This is a genomic window from Acinetobacter sp. CIP 102129, from assembly GCF_000368305.1.
GTDB lineage: Bacteria > Pseudomonadota > Gammaproteobacteria > Pseudomonadales > Moraxellaceae > Acinetobacter > Acinetobacter parvus.
In genome coordinates this window covers 166,801-187,712 of record NZ_KB849340.1, presented here as the reverse complement: position 1 = coordinate 187,712, position 20,912 = coordinate 166,801, and the positions used below count along the sequence as shown (strand labels likewise).

20 protein-coding genes and 1 riboswitch are annotated in these 20,912 nt (G+C 43.9%); of the genes, 3 read left to right on the top strand and 17 right to left on the bottom strand.

Annotated elements, in window-relative coordinates; genetic code table 11:
* Positions 1 to 61 precede the first annotated feature (61 nt).
* The 5 genes from F973_RS05035 to F973_RS05015 all read right to left on the bottom strand — a co-directional run bounded on the left by F973_RS05035 (position 62) and on the right by F973_RS05015 (position 6,877).
* Positions 62 to 637 carry a TMEM165/GDT1 family protein gene (locus F973_RS05035; protein WP_004760439.1) on the bottom strand — a complete coding sequence of 192 codons (576 nt, stop codon included), beginning with the start codon at positions 635 to 637 and terminating at the stop codon, positions 62 to 64.
* A gap of 85 nt (positions 638 to 722) precedes the next feature.
* Positions 723 to 863, bottom strand: a riboswitch (yybP-ykoY riboswitch).
* 34 nt (positions 864 to 897) lie between these two features.
* Entirely contained in the window at positions 898 to 1,164 is a 267-nt protein-coding gene (locus tag F973_RS05030; RefSeq protein ID WP_004760437.1) for a hypothetical protein, read from the bottom strand.
* 144 nt (positions 1,165 to 1,308) lie between these two features.
* Entirely contained in the window at positions 1,309 to 3,252 is a 1,944-nt protein-coding gene (locus F973_RS05025) for a 2-oxo acid dehydrogenase subunit E2 (protein WP_004760435.1), read from the bottom strand.
* 2 nt (positions 3,253 to 3,254) lie between these two features.
* Positions 3,255 to 5,972 carry a pyruvate dehydrogenase (acetyl-transferring), homodimeric type gene (gene aceE / locus F973_RS05020; protein WP_004760433.1) on the bottom strand — a complete coding sequence of 906 codons (2,718 nt, stop codon included), beginning with the start codon at positions 5,970 to 5,972 and terminating at the stop codon, positions 3,255 to 3,257.
* A gap of 203 nt (positions 5,973 to 6,175) precedes the next feature.
* Positions 6,176 to 6,877, bottom strand: a complete 702-nt coding sequence (locus F973_RS05015; RefSeq protein ID WP_004760432.1) for a M23 family metallopeptidase — start codon at positions 6,875 to 6,877, stop codon at positions 6,176 to 6,178.
* A 106-nt stretch (positions 6,878 to 6,983) separates the two neighbouring features.
* Between F973_RS05015 and F973_RS05010 the strand changes: the two genes are divergently transcribed.
* Positions 6,984 to 7,424 (top strand): hypothetical protein, encoded by a 441-nt coding sequence (locus F973_RS05010; RefSeq protein WP_004760430.1) that lies wholly within the window; start codon positions 6,984 to 6,986, stop codon positions 7,422 to 7,424.
* Between the two features lie 97 nt (positions 7,425 to 7,521).
* Here the strand turns inward: F973_RS05010 and lpxC are convergent, their stop codons facing one another.
* From lpxC to F973_RS04965, 9 genes are all read right to left on the bottom strand, one after another.
* A complete protein-coding gene (lpxC, locus tag F973_RS05005) occupies positions 7,522 to 8,424 on the bottom strand; it encodes a UDP-3-O-acyl-N-acetylglucosamine deacetylase (protein WP_004760429.1) in 903 nt (300 codons plus the stop codon).
* A 111-nt stretch (positions 8,425 to 8,535) separates the two neighbouring features.
* Positions 8,536 to 9,717 (bottom strand): cell division protein FtsZ, encoded by a 1,182-nt coding sequence (gene ftsZ, locus F973_RS05000; protein WP_004760428.1) that lies wholly within the window; start codon positions 9,715 to 9,717, stop codon positions 8,536 to 8,538.
* A gap of 165 nt (positions 9,718 to 9,882) precedes the next feature.
* Positions 9,883 to 11,145 (bottom strand): cell division protein FtsA, encoded by a 1,263-nt coding sequence (gene ftsA / locus F973_RS04995; protein WP_004760426.1) that lies wholly within the window; start codon positions 11,143 to 11,145, stop codon positions 9,883 to 9,885.
* A 67-nt stretch (positions 11,146 to 11,212) separates the two neighbouring features.
* Complete coding sequence (locus F973_RS04990) at positions 11,213 to 12,070, bottom strand: cell division protein FtsQ/DivIB (RefSeq protein WP_004760424.1); 858 nt, start codon at positions 12,068 to 12,070, stop codon at positions 11,213 to 11,215.
* 3 nt (positions 12,071 to 12,073) lie between these two features.
* Positions 12,074 to 13,000 carry a D-alanine--D-alanine ligase gene (locus F973_RS04985; RefSeq protein ID WP_004760422.1) on the bottom strand — a complete coding sequence of 309 codons (927 nt, stop codon included), beginning with the start codon at positions 12,998 to 13,000 and terminating at the stop codon, positions 12,074 to 12,076.
* Positions 13,001 to 13,046: 46 nt separating this feature from the next.
* Complete coding sequence (gene murC, locus F973_RS04980) at positions 13,047 to 14,492, bottom strand: UDP-N-acetylmuramate--L-alanine ligase (RefSeq protein ID WP_004683550.1); 1,446 nt, start codon at positions 14,490 to 14,492, stop codon at positions 13,047 to 13,049.
* A 13-nt stretch (positions 14,493 to 14,505) separates the two neighbouring features.
* Entirely contained in the window at positions 14,506 to 15,603 is a 1,098-nt protein-coding gene (murG, locus tag F973_RS04975; RefSeq protein WP_081399900.1) for an undecaprenyldiphospho-muramoylpentapeptide beta-N-acetylglucosaminyltransferase, read from the bottom strand.
* Between the two features lie 225 nt (positions 15,604 to 15,828).
* Positions 15,829 to 16,773 (bottom strand): glutathione synthase, encoded by a 945-nt coding sequence (gshB, locus tag F973_RS04970; RefSeq protein ID WP_004756907.1) that lies wholly within the window; start codon positions 16,771 to 16,773, stop codon positions 15,829 to 15,831.
* 214 nt (positions 16,774 to 16,987) lie between these two features.
* A complete protein-coding gene (locus F973_RS04965) occupies positions 16,988 to 17,467 on the bottom strand; it encodes a glutathione peroxidase (RefSeq protein WP_004760419.1) in 480 nt (159 codons plus the stop codon).
* 180 nt (positions 17,468 to 17,647) lie between these two features.
* Here F973_RS04965 and F973_RS04960 point away from each other — a divergent pair, with 180 nt between their 5' ends.
* Together F973_RS04960 and F973_RS04955 are read left to right on the top strand one after the other, a co-directional pair.
* Entirely contained in the window at positions 17,648 to 18,100 is a 453-nt protein-coding gene (locus F973_RS04960) for a MarR family winged helix-turn-helix transcriptional regulator (RefSeq protein ID WP_004683555.1), read from the top strand.
* Positions 18,101 to 18,289 (top strand): DUF3565 domain-containing protein, encoded by a 189-nt coding sequence (locus F973_RS04955; protein ID WP_004760418.1) that lies wholly within the window; start codon positions 18,101 to 18,103, stop codon positions 18,287 to 18,289. It abuts the gene before it with no gap.
* A 54-nt stretch (positions 18,290 to 18,343) separates the two neighbouring features.
* Here F973_RS04955 and F973_RS04950 read toward each other — a convergent pair whose 3' ends face one another.
* The 3 genes from F973_RS04950 to F973_RS04940 are packed head-to-tail and all read right to left on the bottom strand — an operon-like array spanning position 18,344 to position 20,797.
* On the bottom strand, positions 18,344 to 19,414 hold the full coding sequence (locus F973_RS04950) for a toll/interleukin-1 receptor domain-containing protein (protein ID WP_004760416.1): 1,071 nt from the start codon (positions 19,412 to 19,414) through the stop codon (positions 18,344 to 18,346).
* 1 nt (position 19,415) lies between these two features.
* A complete protein-coding gene (locus F973_RS04945; RefSeq protein ID WP_171062307.1) occupies positions 19,416 to 20,294 on the bottom strand; it encodes a DUF4231 domain-containing protein in 879 nt (292 codons plus the stop codon).
* Positions 20,294 to 20,797 carry a TIR domain-containing protein gene (locus F973_RS04940; RefSeq protein ID WP_004760413.1) on the bottom strand — a complete coding sequence of 168 codons (504 nt, stop codon included), beginning with the start codon at positions 20,795 to 20,797 and terminating at the stop codon, positions 20,294 to 20,296. Before F973_RS04940 ends, F973_RS04945 begins: the two co-directional genes overlap by 1 nt.
* Positions 20,798 to 20,912: the final 115 nt, after the last annotated feature.

The following is a 20,912-nucleotide window of genomic DNA, read 5'->3' as shown; positions in this document are numbered from 1 at the left end:
AATTTATAAGAAAAAACCCATAACAAGGTATGGGTCCTGTTTATATGCCTGGGAATGGGTACTAGAAATAATAATGCTGCACCAATGCCGAAATACCCACAACAAGGAAGATCACGGCACCAATTTTATGAATCAATGAGATGGGGAGCTTATCTGCCAGTTTATCGCCAATAAATACTGCTGGCGCATTGGCAATCATCATCCCTACCGTTGTTCCACACATCACCCAAAACACACTGTCAAAACGTGCCGCAAGGGCAACCGTGGCAATCTGGGTTTTATCACCAATTTCTGCCAGAAAAAACAGGATAAAGGTTGCACCAAACACACCAAATCTCTGCCATTTATTGATGCTTTCAGTTTCATCACTCAGTTCATCTGGGATCAGCATCCAGATCGCCATGCCAATAAAACCAAGGGCAAGAATCCACAATAGAATTTCAGGACTCAATACTGTAGTGATCCATTGTCCCAACACAGCCGAAAGACCATGATTGATGGTGGTAGCCAGTAAAATGGCAATTAAGATGGGAATCGGTTTACGAAAACGCGCCGCAAGCAGCAATGCCAGCAGTTGGGTCTTGTCACCCATTTCAGCAAGGGCAACAACTGAGGTGGAGATGAGAAATTCATACATGGTTGAATGCTCTGGCTAGCAAAATATACCGATGACCTATCCCTCCTGCTAGCCAAAATCAAATGGATTGATTGCAGAGTGATAAATCAAAGGTCTTGCCAACAAAAGCACAGCTGAAAAGCTGTTTTTGGTTCTTTGCTATGATGACCATGTTCTGTTGAACAATTATGTTGATCATCACCTCTCTACTTTGCGTAAAGAGCGGCTACTCCCCAATGAAGTGGTTTTATTTTACCAAAGAATTAAATCGTTTTAAATCATCAAACCCAAAATTTTTGGTAAGCCCAGATCAACACACGAAAACAACCCAGTAAAAAAGCCAAATAGACACTCAGGCCAAGAAAACCAAAGCTGCCCCAGCCACTTGCGCCACCCATATGCTGTGCCTGATATTCCATTGCCATGACCACCGTCGCCACCAGCATTTCCAACCCCATGACCACATACATCACCCAATTGCATGGAAAATGCAGGAAGCTGACCCACAATCCCATCAGGATAAAAACAATGAGTAGCAATGGCAGCATCACCCGCTAAATCACCAACATCCTTGCACCAATTCTAAAAATTGTTTTGAATAATGAATTTTTATTTTATCGCAATTGCCAAATAAATGATCATCATAAAAAGAAAAACCCGCCTGAGCGAGGTATTCTTAAATCAATTATTCGTTAGAGCAACAAACTTCGAATATCTTTTAATAGCTTGGTCAATTTATTAGTAAAACGCGCCGCATCCGCACCATTAATCACCCGATGGTCATAGGACAGTGACAGAGGTAACATCAAACGAGGATCAAAGTCTTTGCCATTCCACACAGGCTGCATGGTTGCAGGTGAGATACCCAGAATTGCCACTTGAGGCCAGTTCACCAATGGCGTAAACGCTGTTCCACCAATACTACCCAGACTGGTAATGGTAAAGTTGGCCCCTTGTAGGTCTTTTGGTGATAACTTACGATCACGCGCTTTTTGACTTAGCTCAGCCAATTCCATCGCGATTTGCTTAATGGATTTCTGGTCAGGATTACGCAATACAGGAACGGTCAATCCATCAGGGGTTGCCACCGCAATGCCCATATGAATTTCGTTACGCAGCAGCACCGACTTCTGGTCATCTGCCAAGTGCCCAGCAAAATAAGGCTCCTCTTTCAGCAAATGGGCAACCGCTTTGGCAATAAAGGCCAGGATGGTCAAGCTAATGCCCTGCTTTTTAAAGCCGTCTTTAAGTTCGCCGCGCCATGCTTCCAGTTCAGTGATATCCGCCAAGTCAAACTGTGTCACTTGAGGGATGAAGTTATTTAATGACAATTGCGGCACAGACACCTGCTGCAAGCGTGTCATTGCCTTTACTTCACCACCGCCAAAGGCACTAAAATCTGGTAATGCTGGTAAACCAGCAGTGACTGCTGCCGCTTGGGATGAGGACGCAGCCTGTGGCACGGTGAGTCGTGTTTTCACATAGGCAAACACATCTTCTTTCATCACACGGCCATGCTCACCCGAAGCTTTTACCTGAGCAAGCACCACTCCCAGTTCACGCGCCAGTTTACGCACGGCGGGGCCTGCATAGACTTTGGCATTATCTGCTTCCTGTGCCTTGGTCAGTTTCTCTGTCTGCACAGGAGTGGCTGGTGTCGATGCTGTCGGTTGTGGCTTCGCTGTGGCTTTACTTTCTGCTGGAGCCGCTGCCTTGGGCTTTGCTGGGGCAACCTCCTCGCCACTCACCTCAATGATTGCCAGCGCCATGCCCTGACGGACTTCCTGATTCGGTGACACATGGATGGCTTTCACAATACCCGCAGATGGGCTTGGCACCTCAACCGAGGCCTTATCAGACTCAACCACACACAGGCTTTGCTGTGCTTCGACATGGTCACCCACATTCACCAGAATTTCTGAAACCAATGCCTTTTCCACACCCAGATCAGGCACGGTAATTTCCAGTTTACCTGTTTCTGTACTGGACGAGTCAATGTCCTGCGTTTTATCTGGTTTGGTTTCTGGTTCAGATGGCGTATCGGTGTGTGTAGTCTTGACCTGAATCAATACCACACCCTCCTTAACGCTGTCGCCCTCCTTGATCTGGACCGACTCAACAATACCAGCAACTGTACTGGGTACTTCCACTGTAGCTTTGTCCGACTCAACCACCACAATGCTCTGTTCAGGTTCAATCTGATCACCGACTTTCACCAGCACTTCCGCAACCAGCGCCTTTTCCACGCCAATATCTGGAACTTTCACATCAAGCACTTGGCTGGAAGCTGCTGCCTGAGTAGTTTCAACTGCTGGCTTAGCTTCTGGTTCTGCTTCCACCACAGGCTTTTGTTCTGCTTTTGCTGCATCGGACTCTGGCTTATCCTGCGCAGGTGATTCAGCAGTTTGAGATTCATCTTCCAGCTCGATCAGTGCTACGCCCTCGGTAACTTGATCGCCTTGCTGAACCAAAATATTTTTGACGATGCCTGCCTTGGTGCTTGGCACTTCGACCGTTGCCTTGTCGGACTCCAGCACCAAAAGGCTGTCATCAACCGCAACATGATCACCGACTTTCACCAGAATTTCCGCAACCAGCGCCTTATCTACGCCAATATCAGGTGTTTGGATTTGCATAATCAGTTCCCCTCACCTGCTTGATATTCATGATATTCAGCCACCGCCTGCACCTGAGGATGCTCTTGCGGTGCCCATGCCACTGGACGATCTGTATCCAGCTCAAATGATGAAATCGCATCCTTGACCAGACGGTTTTCCACCTCACCTTCATCTGCCAGTTTCTTCAGGGTTGCTACCACGATATGGGCCGCATCTACACCGAAATAACTACGCAGGTTGCCACGGGTATCCGAACGGCCATAACCATCGGTACCCAAAGTCACGTATGGACGGTTGTCTGGTAGATAGCCACGGATTTGCTCGCTGTAGGCACGCATATGGTCTGTCGCAGAAACCACAATACCATCAGTATGGCGTAACTGTTTTGATACCCATGACTCTTGTGCTGTCTCTGTCAGTGGATGTAGACGGTTATATTCATCACATGCCATCCCATCACGCGCCAGCTCATTAAAACTGGTGACACTCCACACATTGGAATGAATTTGATATTCATCACGCAAAATTTTCGCGGCTTTAATCACTTCACGCAGAATCACACCTGAACCGAGCAATTGAACAGTTGCCTGCTCATCTTTCTCTAATAAATACATGCCGCGTTTAATGCCCTCTTCAACCCCCGCTGGCATTTCAGGATGCTCATAGTTTTCATTCATCACCGTAAGATAATAGAACACCCGCTCCTGATCCTGATACATGCGCTTCAGGCCATCATGCACAATCACCGCAAGCTCATAACCAAAGCAGGGATCATAGGCAACACAGTTTGGAATGGTACTCGCCAGAATATGAGAATGGCCATCCTGATGCTGCAGGCCCTCACCGTTCAGTGTGGTACGGCCAGCGGTTGCGCCAAGCAGGAAGCCCTGCGCCTGTGCATCACCCGCTGCCCATGCAATGTCACCAATACGCTGGAAACCAAACATGGAGTAGTACATATAAATTGGAATCATCGGCAGGTTATTGGTTGAATAACTGGTGCCCAATGCCGCCCATGCGCTCATTGCACCCGCCTCGTTGATGCCTTCCTGTAGCATGTGGCCATCTTTGGCCTCACGGTAGTTCATGAGTTGCTCATTGTCTTCGGGCGTATATTTCTGTCCGTGTGCCGCATAAATGCCCAGTTGACGGAACATCCCCTCCAGACCAAAGGTACGTGCCTCATCGGGTACGATCGGCACCACATGGTCCTTGATGGCCTTTTCCTTCAATAATGCCGAGATCAGGCGCACCATCAGCATGGTGGTGGACTGCTGCTTCTCACCACTGCCTTTCAATACAGCATCAAAAATGGAAAGCTCTGGAATTGGTAGAGAGGTGCTGTTCTTACGGCGCGCAGGCAGGTAACCCCCCAACGCCTCACGGCGTGCTTTCATATATTTCAGCTCAGGCGAGTTTTCCGCTGGGCGATAGAATGGCAGCTCTTCAAGCTGTTCATCATTGATCGGCAGATTAAAACGGTCACGTACATACTTCAATGAATCAAGCTGCATTTTCTTGATCTGGTGGGTTTTATTGACCGCCTCGACTTCATCGGACAAACCATAGCCTTTAACTGTCTTGGCTAAAATAACGGTTGGCTGTCCCTTGCTCTTGGTTGCCTCCGCATAGGCGGCATAGACCTTGTATGGATCATGTCCACCACGGTTGAGTGCATCAATATCTTCATCACTGAGATTCTTGATCAGTTCAGCCGCTTCTGGATATTTGCCAAAGAAGTTTTCACGGGCATAGGCACCACCTTTCACCTGATAGCGCTGGTAATCGCCATCCACTGCTTCTTCCATACGTGCCTTTAATGCCCCTGAAGTGTCCTGGGCAAGTAACGGGTCCCAGTGACGACCCCAGACCACCTTAATCACACGCCATCCAGCGCCACGGAAAATCGACTCCAGTTCCTGAATAATCTTGCCATTGCCGCGCACTGGTCCATCCAGACGCTGCAAGTTGCAGTTCACCACCCAAACCAAATTATCCAGCTTCTCACGACCCGCCAGTGAAATGGCACCCAGGCTTTCAGGCTCATCCATTTCTCCATCACCCAGATAAGCCCAAACCTTGCGGTCTTCTTCCTTGATCAGGCCACGATTCATCAGGTATTTTTGAATGTGTGCCTGATAGATCGACATAATGGGGCCAAGCCCCATCGACACGGTTGGGAACTGCCAATAGTCAGGCATCAGGTAGGGATGCGGATAACTTGGGAGACCATTACCCCCCACCTCACGGCGGAAATTATTGAGCTGTTCTTCGGTTAAACGGCCTTCCAGAAAAGAACGCGCGTAGATACCAGGTGCACAATGGCCCTGATAATAAATCATGTCACCGCCGAAATTATCCGAGGCGGCACGGAAGAAATGGTTAAAGCCCACATCATACAAGGTGGCGGAGGATGCGAAGCTGGCAAGATGTCCGCCGAGGTCATCGCCGGTTTTATTGGCACGCAACACCATCGCCAGGGCATTCCAGCGAATCAGGGCGCGAATACGGCGCTCCATGTCCTGGTCACCTGGCATCGCAGGTTGCTCTTCAACTGAAATGGTGTTGAGGTAAGGTGTATTGAGACGTTGGATTGGAACATGTTTTGCAATTGCCCGTTGATATAGTTTTTCTAGTAAGAAAGCGGCGCGTTCCGTGCCCATATGTTGTAGTACTGAATCAAATGCTTCTTGCCATTCCTGGGTTTCCTGCGCGTCAGAGTCGCCATAAAACGCCATACAATTCACCTTTTCCCTTAAGTCATTTTGTCGGTACTATTTCTATCATGTTTTACTTTGATAAGGGTATTGCCCCAGATGAATATAAAACTCCTTATTATTTTCTTACTAAATAGTCATTGACCTAATTCAAACAAAAATAAAAAAAATCGCCAATAAGGCGATTTTTCAGAGTATTTATATAAAACTATTAACAAATTAAATTACGGTAACATTGCAAGATAGGTTGATGGATTTTTACGTTGACCATCCTTAACCACTTCAAAATGTAAATGTGGTCCTGTACAACGGCCTGTACAACCGACATTGGCAATATGCTCACCTGCATTGATACGGTCGCCTGCATTCACCAATAGGCGTGATGCATGGGCATAGCGAGTGATATAGCCATTGCCATGATCAATTTCAACATATTGCCCATAACCTGTACCCCAACCCGATTTGGTTACCACACCTGCACCTGTAGAGTAGATTGGTGTACCTGATGGTGCCGATAAATCAACACCTGAATGATGACGGGTTGAACCCAATAAGGTTCGGGTTCCCCAAGTGGAACTCACACGTCCTTCCTGTAATGGATGGCTCACCATCCACGAATAACCTGTGTTTGCAGAGAATGTCGGTGCATTGTCCTGAGGGGAGATTGCTGAACGACCATACTTCTTCTCTATGGTTGCGTTGTTCAGTTCAATGGTTTTTTCACGTAGTTTAAGAGACACGTTCGAAATGGCTGGCAGATCCAGATCATCTGGATGAGTATATGAACCCTGTGCCAAGGTTTGCGACAACTGTTCTAAACGGTCACCCTCTGTTGCCTGGGTGATATTCTGGTAGTCTGCAAAAGCAACTGAAGCAGCTGAAGCAGCCAATGAAAATGCCAGTAAAATACGACGCGTATGATGCATAAAAAACCTCTTGAAACCGTCCTTAAAAAGTCCCTTTATCATCTGTTCCTTGATCAGAGTCGAACTAAACGCTTAAGATGGACACACAACCTCCGAGGAAGTTCACATGTCTGAACCTAGCAACGTTTTTCAACAAAAAGGACAACACGTAAAAACTGGAAACTTAACGTTTCTAACGACGCAAGTTACCCAATGGAAACAACTTACCAAAATTATTCAACCCTTGCTGCCCCAACCCGAGCAATGGCAGGTTGTTTGTTATCAACATGGTGTCTTGACCATAACTGGTGAAAATCAAGCAATGATTAGTCAACTCAGTTATTTACAAAGCAACTACGTTGCACAGTTAGCTCAATTAGAAAGCCTCAGAGAATTACGAAAAATTCAAGTTCGCCTAAGAAACAAAATGAATGTTCTTCGTGAACCTCCTCGACTATCTAAAACACTTTCTTCAGAAACCCAAGAGCAGTTACGCAGCGCCGCTGAATATGTGAGCGACCCTAAGCTTAGCCAAGCTTTACTACGTTTGGCAAGCAATAAAAAGTAAATCGCTTATCTTAAGCATTGCAATACAAATCTGCTTATGTGACAAAAATCTCAGTTTACATTGATACAATATAATGTTACCAAGAAAAGACAATGACTTACGTCACACTCACATAAGGAATCGGACAGTCATTCTCGTTATTAAATGTTACAATTTCATAGCAGTCTGGATCATTCTGAACATTGCGCAACAACTGGTTATTCAGCGCATGCCCCGATTTATAACCATCAAACTTGGCAATCACCTGATGTCCCAGCAGATACAGATCACCAACCGCATCCAGAATTTTATGCCTTACAAACTCATCTGCAAAACGCAGTCCTTCTTCATTGACCACGCCTGTATCATCAACGCCAATGGCATTTTCCAGGCTAGCACCAAGTGCCAGGTTGTTGGCTTTCAAGTAATCCAGGTCTTTCATAAAACCAAAGGTTCTTGCCTCACTCACTTCATAAACAAATGTTTCCGTTGAGAAATCAATGGTGGCCGACTGGTATTCCTTGGCAAAAGCAGGATGGTCAAAATCAATAGTGAAATTCAGCTGAAAACCTGCATGGGGGGTAAAGATCGCACGCTTATCATCAAGCAATGCCTCAACAGGTTTTAAAATGCGAATAAACTTTTTGGCGGCATCTTGCTCGGCAAGTTCACCCTGCATGAGCAAATAAATAAATGGTCCCGCACTGCCATCCATGATGGGTACTTCAGAGGCAGACACCTCAACAATCAGGTTGTCGATGCCAAGCCCTGCTATCGCACTCATGACATGCTCAATGGTTCCCACCTTAATGTCTTCACGGACAAGGTTGGAACACATGAATGCTTCCTGGATCAGCAAGGCATTTGCAGGGATGTCAACAGGTGGGTTCAGGTCAATGCGGCGAAAGACAATGCCTCCATCAATATGGTGTGGAACAAAATTGATCAGCACTTTTTGACCACTGTGCAGACCAATACCGCTCGCTTTCACCACACGCTTTAGAGTACGTTGTTTCACCATGCCATGCTAACTTCATTTGCAAAAACCGATATAACTTAGCATATTTTGCCATTTTTAAAAAATAAAAAAGGGAGCAATTATTTGCCCCCTTTCTCTAAACATATGATTTTATTATTTACGCTGCTGATTTTTCAAGTAATCCTGAATACTCATAGGCGATGAACGTGGCGTGGAACTCGGTGCCGCGGTTGCAGGCGCCTCAGTCGTGGTACGCTTACTGATCGCAGGTACATCATCTTCATCCACAGGTTGTTGGGTTTGAGCGATTGTTGTTGGCGTATGAGTGACTGTACGTTTTTTGGGTTCGGTATCATTCGCATTACGTGTCAAACCTGTTGCAATTACAGTCACACGCAGTTCATCACGCGCATCAGGATCAAACACTGTACCATAGAAAATTTCACCTTCATCCAAATCAACAATCTGGTTGACTACTTCTGAAATAATGTCAATTTCGCGTCCAGTAATATCTTCGCCACCTGTGATATTCACCAAGGCACCTTTTGCATTGGTGAGGTTCACATTATCAAGCAACGGACTACGGATAGCCTGTTCAGCCGCCTGACGAGCACGATCTTCACCACGTCCTGTACCCGACCCCATCATTGCGTAACCGCGAGTACTCATAGCTGTTTTCAGATCAGCGAAGTCGAGATTCATATGACCATGGTTCACTACAAGATCAAAAATACTCCGTACCGCATTAAGTAATACATCATCTGCCTTTTTATAGGCATCTTTCATTGAAATATCACCATAAACGCTCAGTAAGCGTTGGTTTGGAATAATAATCAATGAATCAACATGCACTTCTAAAGCTTCAATACCTTTTTCTGCTAACTTTTGGCGGCGACGACCTTCAAAATTAAACGGGGTCGTTACAACACCAACTGTCAGAATCCCCATTTCTTTGGCGACCTCTGCAACCACTGGAGCGGCACCTGTACCCGTACCGCCACCCATACCAGCGGTGACAAAGACCATATCGGTGCCTTCAAGGTGCTGGCGAATCACTTCACGACTCTCTTCACCAGAAATTTGCCCCATCTCTGGTTTACCACCACAACCTAAACCACGTGTACTTTGTTCACCAATCTGAATTTTAAAAGGTGCATTCATGCTATCCAGTGCCTGTTTATCTGTATTGGCACAGACAAACTTTACACCCTGAATGTCAGACTGCACCATGTGCTGGACAGCATTACCACCACCACCGCCAACCCCAAATACTGTGAAACGGGCTTGACCGTTGTCATCGTCTAGTTCATCTTCTATAAATTCAAATGAGGCCATGACCTTTAGATTTCCTAATATATAAATGGCAGTTACTTCAGCCCGTTACTGCCCTGATTTTTAAAACAACTGATGTTTAGGATGCTGTTCAATAATACCGAGCTTGTCAAGTCCAGTGACTTACGATTACAACTTCCTAACAATTTCCCCCAAAATCCCTACAACTTAAAAGATCGCTTTCAGTTTGCTGTTCAATGCGTTCCAGCCATTGGCAACCCGATCCATAAAGCTACGGTCATTTGCTTCTTCTGGCTCCTCCACCGCATCCTGCAAGTCACTCTGGCTAAACATCAGCAAACCCGCAGCCGTTGCGTACATGGAACGGCGCAAGGCTGGCAAGTGCTGGTCATCGGCATAAACCTGCAAGGGTGGATTACCGAGGTGTGCGGACACTCCAAGCATACGGCGGGCCAAATTGACCATACCCTCAATCTGGCAGGCATCGCCTGTAAGCACCACCCCATGATACAAGCCATGAATCGCGCCACTATGTTCCAGCTCTTCACGAATTGAGGTGAAGATTTCTTCATAACGTGCAATGATAATTTCTGCAAGCTCAATGCGACTGATGGTTTGTGTGCCATCAATGCCCTGCACCTGAATCATGTGGTCTGGCTTCACCACACTCAGGTCTACACAGCCATGCAGAATCTTGATACGTTCGGCTTCTTCAGTGGTGGTCTGTAAAACAGCGGCAATATCGCGGGTCACATTTTCACCACCACGTTGCAAGGTACGTACTAATGCCAAACGCCCATCAAGATAGACGGCGAGATTGGCAGTGCCAGCGCCAATATCAACCAAACACACGCCATATTCTTTTTCATCTTTGAGCAAACTAGCTTCAGCCGTAGCTAAACTAGATACCACCATTTTCTCTACCCCGATATTCGCACCTTTCATGGCACGATCAAGGTTTTGCATGGTACTAATCGGCATCATCATCAATTGATAATGCCCTGTCATGCTATGCGCCGACATATTGACTGGGTTCTGCACCCACTCACCAGAGTTGCCCAGCTCAAAACCAAGCGGCACCGCACTGGCCAGATAATAGTCTGGCGAGATATGGCTGGCTTTTGCCAGTTCCAAAGCCCGCACCACTTCATTGGTTGTAATAATATGATCATGGTTGGACACAGGGGTACGGCCCGAAGCATAAAAACTCTGCAACTCTGTACTTGGAATGGACACCCACGCACTGTGGATACGGCACTCTGCCATATCCTCGGCCTCAGATACCGCATTTTTAATGGCGGCAATCACCTTGTCCAGACTGACAATCTTGCCTTTAACCATACCTCGGTTGCGAGCAGTTGCCATGCCAATGACCTGAATCTTATCTGGCGCATGGATCTTACCAATCAAGACTGAGACCTTATGGGTCCCAATATCAATCGCAACAACTGAGGGAACAGCTTCACTCATTACTTCAATACCATATCTTTTGTTGTGTAGTACGGGGGAAAATCTCCCGTTATTTTTAAGCCACGTATTATGGCTTTGCCTGAATTGCACCTGCAAGCTTTGTGTCATCAATCGTTACAACTAACTGACCATTGACAATCTTGGGCGGTGCCGCGTTCTTCCACTGAATGGCAAGGCCATTGCGGTAACGCAGGTCAATCGCCGAGATGTTTGACCATACAGGTTTAAGATCCGTTTGTGCCAAATGGCTGAGTCGCTGCAACTTGTTCATGGTCTGGTCCTGATCCACAATGATACGCAGACCCGAATCAAACTGCATAAACCATGTCATGCGCTCGGTTAAATACAGTTCTTTTAAACGCAGGTTCGCTGGATGAAACAACTGGTTGATTTCATTATAGCGACGCATCATCATTTTGGATTGGCTGACTGGACCATGAAGCAGCGGCAGGTTTGGGTGTGTTTTAGGTACCGCCTCGCTAAACACCTCACCGTTGTCACTAAGCAAACGCCCTGTTCCCCAGCGTGCAATTGCGTGGCGTGGCATCACCCGCACCCGAATCGCATTTGGCCAAGCTCGTGACACCACCACACGGTCAACCCATGAGACCTTTAAAGCCTGGTCCCGAATTTGTTCTAAATCTGAAGTAAAGTAGTTGTGTTTAATAATCGGACTTAAGTGCTGTGCCAGCTGTTGATTTTCAACATCTGAATTGGTCCCAACAATCTGCAATTGCGCCACGGTTGCATCAGTCATCACTTTATACAAGCCATAAAGACCGATTGCGAGCACAGCGAAAGCGATCAGCAACAGTATCCACCCTCCCGCATTCACCATTTTTTGCTTGGGTGATGGCGGTTTCTCGTGGATAGAACTGATTGCTGCCCGTGGTTTGCGGCGCATGGATGCAGGAAGTTGAGCCATGAATTAAGCCGACTTCGCCAGGGTTTGCTCTAGGATCGCAACACACAGTTGATCAAAACCATAGCCCACCGCCTGGGCCGCCTTAGGCACCAAAGAGTGGCTGGTCATGCCTGGTACGGTATTCACCTCCAGCAACCAGAAGTTTCCATCCTGGTCTTGCATGGCATCAATACGTCCCCAGCCCTCTGCACCAACCGCCTGAAACGCGCGCAGACAAAGCGCCTGTAGGCTTTTCTCCTCAGCCTCGCTTAAACCGCAAGGAATCCCATACTGCACATCATCACGCTGATATTTCGCCTCATAGTCATAAAAGGCAACATCTGCTGGCGGCTGCAAGCGAATCACGGGCAATGGCTGACCATTCAGGAATGAAATGGTAAATTCACGGCCTGTAATCCATTTTTCGGCCATCACCACCGCATCATGCTGTGTGGCTTTTTCAATTGCGTTGGCAAAATCCTCTGCTTTCTCAACCTTGCTCATACCGACACTTGAGCCTTCATGCACAGGCTTGATAATCACAGGCAGGCCTAAATTCGCGATCATCGCATCTAAGTCAGAATCCTTGGTGACGATGCGATAAGGCGCTGTTGGTAAATCACTGCCCTGCCAGACCTGCTTGGTCTTGACCTTGTCCATACCAATGGCGGAACCCTGTACACCAGTCCCCGTATATGGAATATTGAGCCATTCAAGAACACCCTGAATCTGGCCATCCTCACCACCACGACCATGCAGCACAATAAAGGCACGGTCATAGCCAACCAGTTCCGTCACGCTACGATTCTGTGGGTCAAATGCCTCTGCTTGCACACCTGAGCGCAACAAAGCCTCTAAAACGGCTTGACCACTATCCAGTGACACAGCACGTTCAGCTGACTTCCCACCAAACAACACAGCAACTTTGCCGAATTTTGCAGCATTTGACACGTTTATATCCTTAAAACTGTAAAACTTTTATATTCACGAAAATAAATTATTTGGCATACAGGCGATGCTGAGCCAATTCTACCGAAATTGCGCCCACGTTACCCGCGCCTTGTGTTAATAACAAGTCATTCGCTTGTAACACTTTTTGTAAAACATTTGGCAAATTACCTTCAACGGGATCAACCAAAATCGGTTCAACTTCACCACGTAAACGAATACTGCGTGCTAAAGCACGGCTATCCGCACCCACAATCGGTTTTTCACCCGCTGGATAGACTTCCAGTAATAACAGTTGATCCACTTGCGATAACACATCGACAAAATCATCAAAACAATCACGAGTACGACTAAAACGATGTGGTTGGAACATCATGACTAAACGGCGATCTGGATGGCTGGCACGGGCCGCCTTAATCGTTGCTTCAACCTCTTTTGGATGGTGGCCATAGTCATCCACCAACTTCACCAAACCCTCGCCAACTTCAAACTCACCCTGAACCTGAAAGCGACGACCGACACCGCTAAAGCCCTCCAATGCGCGACAAATCGCTCCATCAGAAACACCCTCATCAGTTGCCACACCAATAGCCGCCAATGCATTCAGGACATTATGCAAACCTGGCTGGTTGATGGTGACACGCAATGGCTCACGGTCTTTACGCAACACAGTAAAGTGCGACTGCATGCCATCCTGCACCACCTCAACCGCACGAATATCATTATCCTCACCAAAACCGTAGGTCAGGATTGGACGGCCAATACGCGGCAGAATCTCACGGATATTGGCATCATCACCACAGACCACCGCCAAGCCATAGAACGGCAGGTTATGCAAAAACTGGATGAACGTATCCTTTAACTTGTCAAAGCTACCCTCATAGGTATCCATGTGGTCGGCATCAATATTGGTGACAATCGCCGCCATTGGCTGTAAATACAGGAATGATGCATCCGACTCATCAGCTTCCGCCACAATAAAACGGCTTTCGCCCAGTGCCGCATTAACCCCTGTACTGTTTAGCAAACCGCCAATCACATAGGTTGGATCAAGGTTTTCCTCAGCCAGCATGGTGGTCAACAAGCTGGTGGTGGTGGTTTTACCATGTGTACCCGCAACCGCGATGCCATGACGGTAACGCATCAGCTCACCCAGCATTTCCGCACGGCGCACAATTGGGGTACGTTGCTCAATCGCGGCTTTAATTTCTGGATTTTCAGGGTCGATTGCCGTTGAAACCACTAATACATTGGCATTCTTAATATTGTCGGCTGAATGCCCAATATAAACCTTGATGCCATTTGCTTCGAGATGCGTGGTGGTTTTGGACTCCTTAATGTCCGAACCCGAAATTTTATAGCCCTGATTTTTTAGAACTTCGGCAATACCACACATCCCTGCACCACCAATACCAACAAAGTGGATATGTTTAATACGGCGCATTTCTGGCACTTTAATCAGCTTTTTGGATTGGTTTGGATTTGTAGGAGACATAGATAAACTCGAATTACAATTTTTTAATCAGATCAACCACATGCTGAGTTGCATTCGGTTGTGCTTGTTGGCGTGCTTTAATTGCCATTTCAGACAGTAGTTGGCGATTTAATAATGTGGCTAACAATTCATCTAAAACAGCGGGTGTCATGTCTGCTTGTTGACAAATCTTCGCAGCACCCACATTTGCTAAAAATTTCGCATTTGCAGTCTGGTGATCATCCACTGCGATAGGTAGCGGAACAAACACCGCAGCAAGACCTGCAGTTGCGACTTCTGTAACCGTTAATGCGCCAGCACGGCAAATAATTAAATCAGCATCACTGTAGGCTTTTGCCATATCATGAATAAATGGCTCAATCTGCACCTGTAGGCTTTTAGGCGCATCATGGTAGCGAACACGGGTTAAATCCTGCTGGTTCTGCCCACATTGGTGAAACACCTTTAAAGGAATATTCACCTTGCTTAACGCCTCAGGCAAACGCTCATTTAAAGCCTGCGCACCCAGAGACCCTCCGACAATCAGAACACTAAGGGGCTGCTGCTCCTGTTCACGGGTCTGATAACGCCATGATGGATTCAAAATCGCAGAAATTTCCGCACGCACAGGATTGCCTGTGGTCACCACTTTATCACTAGTTGGGAAAGTATTTGGAAAAGCCTGACAAACTGTTGTTGCGATACGTGCCAACTGCGTATTGGTAAATCCCGCAATGGCATTTTGCTCGTGAATCAGGATCGGAATCCCCAAGATACGTGCAGCCAAACCACCTGGTCCAGCCACATAGCCACCAAAGCCCGCTACCGCATCAACCTTGAGCTGCCGCATATAGCGCATTGCGCTCAGGGTCGCCTTGAGAATCTTGAAAGGTGCGCTGATTTTACGCAACAGGCCATTGCCACGCACACCCTGAATGTCAATTTGATAAATTGGAATATTTTGGTCTTTGAGTAACCGATTTTCCATACCTGTAGGCGTCGCAAGCCACGACACCTGACAGCCTTCCTGTTGAAGTTGTTTTGCAACAGCCAGTGCTGGAAAAACATGCCCACCTGTACCAGCGGCCATCATCATGACATGTTTGGGTTTGTTCTGCGGTGAATTGGTCACGGTCTAATTCTTCAACTCAAAAAAGAAAGTTATCGTCTATTGTTTTCGGAAGTTATTTTAATCCTAAAGCTTCATTCACGAAAAGCGAATTTCACCTGTTTACAACAGAAAGCCCCGCTTTTTTCAATTGTTTATTAAAAACAGGGGAGCACTACATCCCATTGCCCATTTACCTTGCAATCAGCGTCAAAAACAAATGGGCAATTCGGTCAATAAACAGGGAGTCTAGTTCTGTCGTCCAGCCTCAAGCACAGTAAACAAGTCATCGGCAATTGAGGTGCCAAACTGGGCATCAATCTCCCGAATACAGGTTGGACTGGTGACATTAATTTCAGTGACATAATTTCCAATCACATCCAGACCGACAAACACCAGACCCTTTTCACGCAGGAAAGGTCCAACCTTTGCAGCAATCATTTTGTCATTGTCAGTCAGTGGACGTGCCTGCCCCAAACCACCTGCCGCCAGATTGCCACGCACCTCACCATTCTGTGGAATGCGCGCCAGACAATAAGGAACTGGCTCACCATTGACCATCAGGATACGTTTATCGCCTTCGACAATTTCAGGGATATAACGTTGCACCATGATTGGACGTGTTCCCATTTCCGTCAGCATTTCCAGAGTCGAACCAATGTTCACACCGTCCTGATACAGGCGGAAAATTCCCATGCCCCCCATGCCATCCAGAGGTTTCACAATCACATCACCATGCGCCTTGATAAACTCACGAATCAGGCTTTGTTGTGATGTCACCAAGGTCGGAACTTGAAGTTCTGGAAACTGGGTCGCAAACAGCTTTTCATTACAGTCACGTAATGACTGGGGTTTATTGATGATCCATGCACCCTCACGCTCCGCCTGTTCCAAAATGTAGGTAGTGTAGACAAAGTTCATGTCGAATGGTGGGTCTTTACGCATCAGCACCACATCATAAGTAGCAAGTGACTCTTTTTGTTTCTCGCCCAGCTCATAATAATGGCTGTAGTCTTCAAACACCTTTAATGGTGAGATCAGACCGAATGCCTTGCCTTGTTCGATATATAAATCCTGTTGCAGTGCATAACCCAGCTCATGTCCACGACGGCTTGCCGCCCATAGCATTGCCATGGTTGAATCTTTCTTGAGATTCACAGTTTCAATTGGGTCCATCACCACAAGTACACGCATAACCTGACGCTCGTATTTTTAATCTTACCGAAAAGTATAAACAAGTTTTCTGCTTATGGCTGAACAAGTTATGTAAATATTAAATAATGAAAAATCTATTTTATTCAATTAGCTATAACATTATCATCTTTCTTTCTCAATTATGGGCAAGTTTGGGAAATGTTTGACTCATTTGAGTTCCAGCCAGATACATTTCCCCCATACGAATACTGCCTTATGACAATAAACGTTGAATATCCTTGGCAATTTTTTCTGGTTTGGTGATTGGCGCATAACGTTTCACCACCTCACCTTTTTGATTGATCAAAAACTTGGTGAAATTCCATTTTATACTGCTTCCCAAAAGACCTTTGGCCTCTGAGGTTAAATACTGATAAAGCGGATGGGCAGTTGGTCCATTGACATCAACCTTGGCAAACATGGGGAATGACACGCCATAGTTGCGCTGACAGAAGCTGCCGATTTCCTCATTGCTTGATGGGTCCTGGTTGGCAAATTGGTTACATGGAAACCCCAAAATCACCAAGCCCTGCTGTTGATAGTCCTGATATAGCTTTTCCAGGCCCTCAAACTGTGGGGTTAAGCCACACTGGCTTGCAGTATTCACCACCAGCAGCACTTTGCCTTGATAGTCTGCGAGGTCTTTTTGCTCACCCTCTAAAAGTTCAGCCTGAAAATCATAAATCTTGGTCATAAAAATTCTCTCTGCAATAAAACTTGTGCCATTCCCAAAGTAGCTTTGTTTATTTGTTAAGCTATAGCACAAACAATATTGCACACAATTATATTGCGTACAAGTTAATTATACACAATATACTTTTTGCATTTTTCAATTTATACTATTTTATAGTTATTGCAGGTTAAGGACAGGATCATGACTGAGATTGCCTACTTGGAAAATCAAGTCTGTTTTGCCATGTACTCCGCCACCAATGCCATGATTCGTCAATATCGTCCATTGCTTCAGGAATATGACCTGACCTATCCGCAGTTTATTGTGTTGCTGGCGTTGTATGAAAAAGACAACGTAACCTTGTCTGAAATCGGACAAAAGACTTTTTTTGATTCGGGAACCTTAACGCCGATTATTAAAAAACTGGAAGAAAAGCAGTTTTTAAAGCGTGTTGCGGTTAAAGAAGATGAACGCATGAAAAAAGTCATTTTGCTGGAAAAAGCGCTTTCGGCAAAAGATGAAATTACCCTGATTCCTTTTAAACTCGCCTGCTCTTTGGGTATTGAGCCCAATGATTTGGTGGCGATTCATAATCTATGCCATCGTTTTTTAAAGGGTTTAGAGGATTCTAAACTTGAAAGTTTGGGTGAATAAATGCAGCAAGCCATTGTGGGATTTCATCTGGATGAAGAAAATCATTGGGTGGCAGAGCTTGCCTGCGGGCATGGGCAGCATGTGCGCCATGATCCACCGTGGCAAAATCGCCCTTGGGTGTTGACGGAGCAAGGGCGTAGGGAAAAGTTAGGGGCGATGCTGGAATGTAAGAAATGTGAGGAAGAGTGATTCGCATAAGAGATTTTATGTTAAATAAAAAACTATAGAAAATATCTATATTTATTATTTAACTTGTAAATCTATCTCCTTAATGGGAATTTCAATTCTAGCTTCAGCTAAAATTACTCTAGGTACGAAATTTGCTAATTCTATTATTAAAAAATCTTCTGTAATGGAAAAAATAATATTTTCCTCATTTATATACTGAAAATATTCTGTCAAACCTACAAAATTAGTATATTTTTTTAATAAAATTAACGTTTCGTCCCAACTTCGATAACCTTTAAATAGATTATTAAATTTCAATGTTCTTAAAGGTGGAATTTGGAAATTAATGGATTTTATATAAGTATTAGGGTGGACTCCACCAAAGTAAGAATTTATTGAAATACAAATACTTATAATGTTATTTGATATGAAAACTATATTTCCAACAATTTGCAAATCAAAACTTGAACTTCTCATCACATCTGATTCAAAATATTCAGGATCTTCTAAAACGAAATTTCTATACTCAAATATCTCTTCTATAATTTTTCCTTGAATTACATTATTTATTTCATTCGCGTCAAAAAAATAATTATCAATAAATTCAGGAAATTCACAGAAGAAATCAATTTTGAAATCGTGTATGTTAAATTTATATCTATTTTCTTGATTAATATAAGTATCATTTATTGAATTAATTTGATGGTTTTCTTGAAAATATTTTTTACGTTGTAAGTTTAGGCTATTAAGAATTTTTTTCTCAAAGTACACATCATCAATAAAAATATGTTGTATATGTTTAAAATTTATATCTGTAAGATTATCTTCTAAAGCAATGGGAACAATATAAATATCATTATTTAACTTATATTCCATTAAGCTTCTTGCAAGTTTATATTCTTTTTGAATATATCCTCTTTTTCTTAATGAAGTAGTCGAAACTAAAAAAATAATAAAGTCAGCGGCCGAAAGATTTTCCTTTATTTCTAAATCCCAATCCTGTCCTGGTAATAACTTTTCTTTATCTAGCCATGGTTCATAGTTTGTACAACTTAGGAAGTCGTAAATTTTTTTTGCACTGTTGTAATCTTCACTAGCATAGCTAATAAAAACCCTATTTAAGTTTTGATCTGTTTGGATGGACATATTATAGACTATCCTGCCTAGCTAACCATTGCGTATGCTCTCGAGAAAATGCATTTTCACTATCTGCTACAAAGATCTCAAATTCTTTATCATCTGAAATATTTAAAAATTTCTCCTTAATTTTAGAAATCTCAAATGCAGTGAGTCTATAGCTAGCGGATAACTCTCTATGTTTTTTAGTAACTAACCAAGTAAATACAAATGAACTAGCTAATAAAAATACATCTGCAGGCCAAATATTTATTTCTGGATATTTAGCTCTTAGAATTGCAAATAACATTGCTAAAATTTGAAATATAATCATTACAGAAAACCAGATTTTTGATTTTTTTCGATTCTTTTCTGCATTTACATTATAAAAATCTAGTTGGTCTTGAATCCTATTTTTAAGATAAAAATCTTTTCTTTCCTCAAAATTTTGATTTCTAATAGTTTTCATTTCACTAGTTATATAATTTATATCTGATCCAATATGACAAAAATCTTCAGATAATTGTTGGTGTTCTTTTAATAAGGCATTTAATTTATCTATAATATTGTCATCCACAACTTTAGCTTCTAGTTGTAAAGAAAATGGTTCAGCACCAGTAGCATATTTAAAAGATATGGATTTCACTGATTCTGCGAGTGCTCTAGATCTATACCAAGTTTGGTCTTTTTTAGATAGTACTAAGTAAATTGTAGCAAGTATTGAAAAAAATATTAAAGCTGCACTAGTAAAGGCAAGATTAGAGCTCGTTAATCCAAAAAATCCTAATACAGCACTTACTAAGCTCAAAATAAAAGTTAATTTAATATTTAATAGATAATTTTTCTGAGAAGAGTCTGATAAATTATCAGCCTGATAAAACAATGTCGGAAATTTAAGAACTTTATTCATCATTCAAGACCTAAAATTTTTTTATAACCTAATCGTTCATAGACATGAGATAAATAGTGATAATTATCATTAGGTTTTTTCGTATAATTTTCTAAGGCAAAAGCAAGGATATCTGGCGAGAATGGAATAAAGACAGCACCTACATTTTTTAAAGGCTCTGGAGTCAAAAAATTATTAATACGTCTTCCATCATGATGATTTCGATCAAGATTGACAGCAATAATTCTACAATTTTTTTCTAGAGCTACTTCGATCTCCCACTCTACAAATGTTTTCTTAAATCTAGTATCTTGTCCAATCAAAGATATAAAAGTTCCTGCCATATTTATTCTTTCTCGGCATAATCTTTTTATATAAGCTTCATTAGTGGAGTTAATTGCAGTATGTAACTGGCAATCTGAGAAGTTGAAGTCGAATCGAGTATTAGCTTTCCATGCTTTCATTAAATGATAAGAACGAATATCACTACTACTAAAACCTACAAATGCTCTTGGTAAGCCCATATAAAGACCAGATATCTCAAAATGTTATTTATATCAGATGCATTACAAATCTTCAATTTGATATATCTTATGGAAAAATTTAAATAAATTCACTTAAATTGAGGTTTCTTTCATA